Source organism: Stenotrophomonas sp. HMWF003 (genome assembly GCF_003061285.1).
Lineage (GTDB): Bacteria > Pseudomonadota > Gammaproteobacteria > Xanthomonadales > Xanthomonadaceae > Stenotrophomonas > Stenotrophomonas maltophilia_AP.
In genome coordinates this window covers 20,238-22,073 of record NZ_QAIW01000381.1, presented here as the reverse complement: position 1 = coordinate 22,073, position 1,836 = coordinate 20,238, and the positions used below count along the sequence as shown (strand labels likewise).

Here is a 1,836-nt window from a genome sequence, read left to right as displayed (position 1 = left end):
GCAATGCACCGACCAGAACAACACCGTGGTGTCCTCCGGCAGCGGTGGCAGCTTCACCCTGCAGGCGCCGGCGATGACCGCCACCGCCGTGACCCTGGTGTGTCGCATCACCAACCGCACGCGCCAGGCCGAACTGTCGATCACCAAGAGCGACGGCAGCGGCACCTACACACCGGGCGGCACCGCGACCTACACGCTGCTGGTGCGCAACGACGGACCCGATCCGGTCACCAACGCGGTCGTGGCCGACAGCCTGCCCAACGGCATCACCCTGCGTGCCGCCTGGACCTGCAGCGCCAGCACGGGCAGCACGTGTGCGGCGGCCAGTGGCGGTGCGGTGGGCGGCAACGCGGTCAGCGTGGGGGTGAACCTGATCAATGGGGGCCAGGCAACGATCAGCGTGCCGGTCAGCTTCAGCAGCAACCCGGGCGCGTACTAGCACCCGGGCGGTAGCGCAGTGGGCGTGGGGATGACCCCGCGCCGGGGATGGACACGATCACCGCTTCGAGGATGAGCGCATGGCAGCAACCCGCAGGCAGGGCAGGGCACGCAGGGCATCGGCCGGCATCGCGCACGCGGTGGGGCTGTTGGCGTTGCTGCTGTCTCCCACGCTGCTTGCGCAGAGCTACCCGAACCCGCTCAACAACACCGCCACGGTGACCGCGCCGGCCGACGTGGGCGACCCGACCCCGGGCAACAACACCGCCACCGATACCAACGCGCTGGCCCTGCAGGCACAGCTGAGCGTGACCAAGACGTTGCTGAGTGCCAGCCCGGTGGCGGCCGGCGGCACGGTGCAGTACCGCATCCAGGTGAGCAATGCCGGCCCTTCGGCGGCGCAGGGCGTGGGCGTGGTCGACACCGTGTCGGCGCTGCTCACCAACGTGGCCTGGAGCTGCCAGCCCACCACCGCGGCATCGTCGTGCGCGCAGTCCAGCGGCACCGGCAATGCCATCAACGTGCAGGTCAACGTGGGCGTGGGCGACAGCGTGGTGCTGCTGGTCAACGGCACCGCGCCCAGCGCCACCCCGGCCACAGTGCCGGCCAACAGCGTCTCGCTGGTGCTGCCCACCGGCACCACCGACCCGACCCCGGGCGACAACAGCGCCACCACCCCGGCCGTGCCGGTGCAGGCCAACGCGCTGGTGGCCAACAACGATGTGTTCGCCACGGCGATTTCCTCAGCCACCGGTGGCACGACGCCCACGGTGCTGGCCAATGACACGCTCAACGGTGCGCCGGTGGTCGGCGCCTCCCTGATCATCGCGCTGCAGAACGCGCCGGCGGGATTCACCATCAACAGTGCCGGCGTGATCACGGTGCCGGCCGGCGCCACCGCCGGTGCCACCAGCCTGAGTTACCAGATCTGCGAGAACGCATCGCCGACCAACTGCGCCACCGCCACGGCCAGCGTTGTGATCGGCCCGACCGCCGTGAACGACAGCTTCAACGCCACCGGTGGCGCACCGTCGTTCGCCGGCAACGTGGGCAGCAACGACAACGCACCGGCCGGTGCGGTGTTCAGCGCCATCGGCACGCCGCCGGCCGGGCTCATCGTCAACAGCGACGGCACCTTCACCTATGCGCCTGCCGGTGGCATCGCCGCGCCCACGTCGTTCCAGTACCAGGTCTGCCTGCCCGCGCCGAACGGCAGCGTGTGTGCCACGGCCACGGCGGCCATCGTGGTCAATGCCAACGCACTGGTGGCGGTCGACGACACCTTCGCCACGCCGATCCCGGCCGGCACCGGCGGGCTCACCCCGACCGTGCTCACCAACGACACGTTCAATGGCGGTGCCGTGCCGCTGGGCCAGGTGGCGCTGAGCCTGGTGGGCG

2 protein-coding genes are annotated in these 1,836 nt (G+C 70.6%); both read left to right on the top strand.

Going from position 1 to position 1,836, the window contains the following annotated elements; all coding sequences use genetic code 11:
• Positions 1–439, top strand: a 439-nt coding sequence (locus DBR34_RS16335; protein ID WP_128097581.1) for a DUF11 domain-containing protein, incomplete at its 5' end; no start/stop codon positions are given.
• Between the two features lie 79 nt (positions 440–518).
• The coding region (locus DBR34_RS21860) for an Ig-like domain-containing protein (RefSeq protein ID WP_219928319.1) at positions 519–1,836 on the top strand (1,318 nt) is incomplete at its 3' end.